At 70.3% G+C, this 5,411-nt stretch carries 5 protein-coding genes; 2 read left to right on the top strand and 3 right to left on the bottom strand.

The window, feature by feature from the left end; translation table 11 throughout:
• Positions 1–137: 137 nt before the first annotated feature.
• From UWG_RS0107115 to UWG_RS0107105, 3 genes are all read right to left on the bottom strand, one after another.
• Entirely contained in the window at positions 138–1,070 is a 933-nt protein-coding gene (locus tag UWG_RS0107115; protein WP_016906512.1) for a 1-phosphofructokinase family hexose kinase, read from the bottom strand.
• Positions 1,071–1,149: 79 nt separating this feature from the next.
• Positions 1,150–2,352: an N-acetylglucosamine-6-phosphate deacetylase gene (nagA, locus tag UWG_RS29600; RefSeq protein ID WP_033196005.1), complete on the bottom strand. Its 1,203-nt coding sequence runs from the start codon at positions 2,350–2,352 to the stop codon at positions 1,150–1,152.
• The gene (locus tag UWG_RS0107105; protein ID WP_016906510.1) at positions 2,349–3,290 is read right to left on the bottom strand and encodes an ROK family protein; all 942 of its coding nucleotides are present in this window, start codon (positions 3,288–3,290) and stop codon (positions 2,349–2,351) included. The genes nagA and UWG_RS0107105 overlap by 4 nt, the downstream gene beginning before the upstream one ends.
• Positions 3,291–3,723: 433 nt before the next feature.
• Here UWG_RS0107105 and UWG_RS0107100 point away from each other — a divergent pair, with 433 nt between their 5' ends.
• A complete protein-coding gene (locus UWG_RS0107100) occupies positions 3,724–5,001 on the top strand; it encodes an extracellular solute-binding protein (RefSeq protein WP_474772998.1) in 1,278 nt (425 codons plus the stop codon).
• A gap of 16 nt (positions 5,002–5,017) precedes the next feature.
• Positions 5,018–5,392: a DUF3263 domain-containing protein gene (locus UWG_RS0107095; RefSeq protein ID WP_016906508.1), complete on the top strand. Its 375-nt coding sequence runs from the start codon at positions 5,018–5,020 to the stop codon at positions 5,390–5,392.
• Positions 5,393–5,411: the final 19 nt, after the last annotated feature.

The following is a 5,411-nucleotide window of genomic DNA, read 5'->3' as shown; positions in this document are numbered from 1 at the left end:
CGGGGCTCGGGGCTCGGGGCTCGGGGCTCGGGGCTCGGGGCTCGGCGACGAGTGTGAGCACCCGCAGCCCCGAATTGCCAGGGACGCTCAGCACCCACGCCTCCGCTCCGGCTCAAAACCCCGCGACCGCACGCCAATCACTCCCCCTCCCACACCTCCACGCCCCCCAACGCCTCCCGATACACCTCCCCCACGAACTCCCCCGCAGCCTCCGCCACCACAGTCGCCGTCGACAGAGCAACCGCCTCGACGAGCGCCTCACGCCAGCCCCGCCCCCGCACCACCCCGATCAGCAGCCCCGCCACGGCCGAATCCCCCGCCCCCGTGGGGTTCCCGTCGAGCCGCCTGGGCGGCCGGGCCCTGCGCGTACCGTCTTCCGTCACGAGCACCATGCCGTCCGCCCCCAACGACGCGGCGACCGCCCGCGCTCCACGGCGGCGCGCGTCCCGCGCCGCCCCCACCGGGTCCGTACTCCCGGTGATCTCCGCCAGCTCCGCCAGGTTCGGCTTGACGAGGTCGGGCCGAGCGGCGAGCCCCCGGCGCAGCGGTTCCCCACTGGTGTCGAGGAACACCGGAACCTCCGCAGCGCGCGCTTCCCGCACGAGGCCGGCGTAGGCGCCGACAGGCAGCCCAGGTGGAAGGCTGCCGCACAGCGCAACGGCCTCCGCCTCACCGAGCAGCCGCCGGTACGCGTCCCGGAACGCCTCCCATTCCTGAGCCGATATCTCCGGTCCGGCCTCGTTGAACTGCGTGGTGTCGCCCGTCGTCTCGTCGACCACGGCCAGTGTGCGCCGGGTGCCGCCCTCGACGGTGACGAGTTCGTCTCGCAGGCTGCGGTGGTGCCCTCGTTCGGCGTCGAGCAGGGCGCGGACGGCGCGGCCCGTGTCGCCGCCGACGAAGCCGGTGACCGCAGTCGCATACCCGAGCGCCGCGAGCACCCGGGCGACATTGAGGCCCTTGCCGCCCGGACGCTCCGTCGTGGAACGCACCCGATGAGTTCCGTGCGGGTCAAGGCGGGGCACTCGGTAGGTGACGTCGAGGGCGGCGTTGAGCGTGACCGTCAGTATCACCGGACTCCTTCCCGCCGACCGTCGGAACGGTGTGATCAAACCATCCGACCGACGCTCATGACGAGTCCCCGACAACAACTCACCTGGCCCGCGAGCCTGTTGACGAGCCCCTACGCACCTCCGGCTCGCGGACCCATGCGCCCCGCCTCATCACACCGACGACCTCGAACTCCGCGTCGAGCACCACCAGATCCGCGTACTTCCCGACCTCCAACGACCCCACTCGGTCCTGCATCCCCAGCAGCCGTGCCGGGGTCGCCGAGAGCGCGGCGACGGCGTCCGGAACGGGCAACCCGTCCACCGTGACCGCTCGGCGGAACGCCCTGTCGAGAGTGAGCGTCGAGCCGGCGATCGACCCGCCTTCGACGAGGCGTGCGACGCCGTCGCGCACCTCCACTTCGAGCGGGCCGAGCGGGTACCGCCCATCACCCATCCCCGCCGCACCCATCGCATCGGTGATGAAGGCGACCCGTCCAGGACCGGCGTCGCGGAACGCGAGCTCCAGGGTCGCGCGGTGCAAGTGCGTGCCGTCGTTGATGAGTTCGACGGTGACCCGGTCGTCCTCGAGCAGCGCGGCGACCGGGCCAGGCGCGCGGTGGCCGAGCACCGGCATGGCGTTGAAGAGGTGCGTGGCCACGGTGGCGCCCGCCTCGACGGCGCGCCCGACCGTCTCGTAGTCGGCGTCGGTGTGCCCGACGGCGGCCCGGACGCCGAGGTCGGCGAGGAGACGTACGGAGTCGATTCCGCCCGGGAGTTCGGGTGCGAGCGTCAGCATGACGGCGGTGCCCCGTGCGGCGTCGACGAGTCTCCGCACGTCGGCCGGCTGCGGGTCGCGGAGCAGCGAGGTGTCGTGGGCGCCGCAGCGCTGGAGCGAGATGAACGGCCCCTCGAAGTGGATCCCCGCGAGGTCGCCCTGTTCGACGAGTTCGCTCAACACTCGCGCCTGCTCGGACAGATCGTCGAGGGTGCCCGTGACCGTCGAGGCGACGGTCGTGGTCGTGCCGCACGTGCGGTGCGTGTGAATGGTCCTGAGCGCCTCCTCTGCCGTGCCGGCCGAGAAGGAGGCGTTGCCGCCGCCGTGCACGTGGACGTCGACGAACCCCGGAACGACCCAGTGGCCGGTCAGGTCCACAACCGTCGCCTGCTCACCTTCAAAAGCGGAAACAGCCGGGCGCTTGGCGACATGGGCGATCGTGCGGTCCTCGATGGTCAGTCGGCCGCTCTCGTGCACCCCGTCAGGGAGTACGAGGCGCGCTCCGGACAGCACCGTTCGCTTACTCATCGACGTGAAACCTCCGCGGAGAGAAGATCCCAGGCGAGGAGCCCCGCGCCCAGGCAGCCGGCGGCGTCCCCGAGGGCCGCGGGCACGATTGTGGGGGGATGTTGGAACGTCACGCGGCCGTGCACCGCGTCACGCAACGGACCGAAGAGGGTCTCACCGGCCTCGGCGAGACCTCCGCCGACGATCAGTGTGCGCGGGTCGAGCAGCGTGCAGGCCATGACGAGACCGCCGGCGAGGCGATCGACCGCCTTCTGCCACACCGCCAGCGCACGCGCGTCACCCGAGGTGACGGCCTTCGCCGCGTCCGCCGCTGTCGCCGCGGGGTTCCCGCAGACGGCAGCCCAGTCGCGACCGACCGCGGCGGCGGAGGCGAGCGTCTCCAGACAGCCTCGCTGGCCGCAGCCGCACTCCGGGCCTTCCGGATCGACGACGACGTGGCCTATCTCGCCGGCTCCCCCGTGCGCCCCCGCTTCGACTCGTCCGTCGATGCCGATCGCCCCGGCGATCCCGGTACCGATCGGCACGAAGAGAAAACGATCCGTCCCCTCACCCGCCCCGAGCCGCCCCTCGGCGAGACCTCCGGTGCGTACGTCGTGCCCGAGGGCTACGGGCATGCCGAGCCGTTCCACGAGGAGGGAGCGCAACGGCACTTCGCGCCAGGCGAGGTTCGCGGCGAAGGTGACGGTGCCCGTCGCCTCGTCGATCACACCGGGCACGGCAACTCCCGCCGCGACCGGGGGCGTTGCGTATTCGTCGACGCCGGTGCGCCGCAACTCCTCGGCGAAGTCGAGTACCTCGTGGAGTACGGCGTCGGGGCCGCGTTCGGCGTGCGTGCGGCGGCGCGCCTCGTGGAGCGGTCTGTTGTCGCTGTCGATCAGGGCGGCCTTCATGCCGGTGCCACCGATGTCGAGGGCGATGACGTATTGCCGTGGGCTCACTGCACTTCTCGCTGTCGGGGCTGGGCCGGCTGCGGGACCGGCCTGGGCTGACGGTGTGCACGTCGCGCTCGTACGCGGAGTGCCTCGGGAAATCGGTCGGTTGACGCCGCACAGTCTCCCGCGAGACGGCAGAATAGGTCTAGTCCAGTAGCGGATCTTTGCCGTAGTGCGACCTGCGCGGTCCCTGTCGTGCGACGCTCGGTTTTCTTCAACTCCTCGCTGTGGCAAGTGGGTTGTGCCGGACGGAAGCCTGTAGTGAGGTAGGCGGCGCAAGGCGGGAAGCGGAACGGCCCGGGAGAGCTGCGTCCGCGTCGCGCTGCTCTGCTCGGGGGAGAGTGCCCAGAACGGTCGTACCGTTCGCGCACGTGGCGACCGCTCTGCATGCCCGAGCTCTCGAACGTCAGCACAGCTCGGCATGGAGGAGAGTCAGCAAGTGGAACGAAGACGGTTTTTGCGTGCGGCCGCTGCCGGCATGGGCGCGGTCTCCACGGGGGCCGCAACGACGGGCTGCGGCATCGGAGGGACGGGTGAGACGACGCTGCGTCTCGTCGCCGCCGACTACGGTTCCCCCTCCGCGGGAGACAGCTCCCGCGGCTACTGGCATCGCCTCACCGACGCGTTTCAACGCGCGCACTCCGACATCCGCATCGACGTACGGGTGTTGAGCTGGAACACCATCGAGAAGAAGGTCGCCGAGATGGTGGCCGACGACGAGGCACCCGACATGGCGCAGATCGGCGCCTACGCCGACTTCGCCGGAGCCGGCAAGCTCTACAAGGTGAGCGACCTGCTCCCCATCCCCGTCCAGGCCGACTTCCTTGCGAACCTGGCAGAAGCGGGACAGGTCAACCGGGTCCAGTACGGCCTTCCCTTCGTCACCAGCACGCGGCTCTTCTTCTACAACAAGGCGCTCTTCGACAAAGCCGGGCTCGACCCGGACAAGCCTCCCCGCACATGGAGCCAAGTGCGCAGCATGGCGGAACGGCTCAACTCCGCCGGCGTCAAAATCCCTTACGGGCTTCCCCTCGGGCCCGAGGAGGCCCAGGGCGAGGCCCTCATGTGGATGCTCGGCGCAGACGGCGGATACACGGACAGCGTCGGGACGTACTCCATCAACGCCGACGAGAACGTGCGCGCGCTCCGCTGGCTCCGGGAGAACCTCGTCCGACCGGGGCTCACCCAGCCCGCTCCCCACAAGACCAACCGCGCGGAGATCTTCGAGGCGTTCGCCGAAGGAGAGGTCGGCATGCTCAACGGCCACCCCACGCTGATGCCGCAGGCGAAGCGCGGCAAGGTGGACTTCGGCATGGCCCAACTGCCGGGCGAGAAGGGGCCGGCCGGCTCCACGCTCGGAGTGGCTGACTGGATGATGGCATTCCGTCAGCATGGGAACCGCGAGGCGATCGGCACCTTCCTCGACTTCGTCTACTCGGAGAAGAACCACTACTCCTTCGTCGACAGCTACGACCTGCTGCCCGTGACCACTTCGGCCTCCGAACGCATGCGCAAGGACCGCGACCACCGTGACCTCTGGCGGTTTCTCGACCAGTTGCCGTCGGCCGATTTCTACCCGCTCGGCAAGGTCTCCTGGGCAGCGGTCAACGCGGATCTGAAGGGGAACATCGGCAAGGCGATGCTCGACGCGACCGATCCGGAGGCGCTTCTCACGAGGATGCAGCGCAAGGCCGAGGCGGAGGAAGGACAGGAGTAGTCGGTACCTTGGAGCGATGGGTACCAACAGCTCGGACGGGGCGGGCACGGGCGCCGGCGAAGCCTGTCGCCGGGCGCCGGACGAAGAGGGGCTCGGGCTCCAGGGCGAGCCCGCCGTGGGGGAAAGCCCCGACGGCGACCTCCGTTCGGCGGGGAAGGGCGACTTCGGCGAACTGACGGAGCTGGAGCGGGAGGTGCTCGCGTTCGAGCGCCGCGGATGGCCTAGCCCCGGGAGGAAGGAGCGGGCGATCCGGGAGCGGCTCGAGCTCTCGGCTCCGCGCTATTACCAGTTGCTCAACGCGCTGCTTGACGACCCTCGGGCATGGCGGCACGACGCGGGCACCGTGAAGCGCTTGCGCGAACGCCGGGATGCTCAGCGTCAGTTGCGTTGAGTCCCGTGGTAGGGACAGT

The organism is Streptomyces xiaopingdaonensis (genome assembly GCF_000262345.1).
GTDB classification, from domain to species: Bacteria; Actinomycetota; Actinomycetes; order Streptomycetales; family Streptomycetaceae; genus Streptomyces; species Streptomyces xiaopingdaonensis.
The sequence above is the reverse complement of the archived record's forward strand: the minus strand, read 5'-3'. Positions and strand labels throughout refer to the sequence as shown.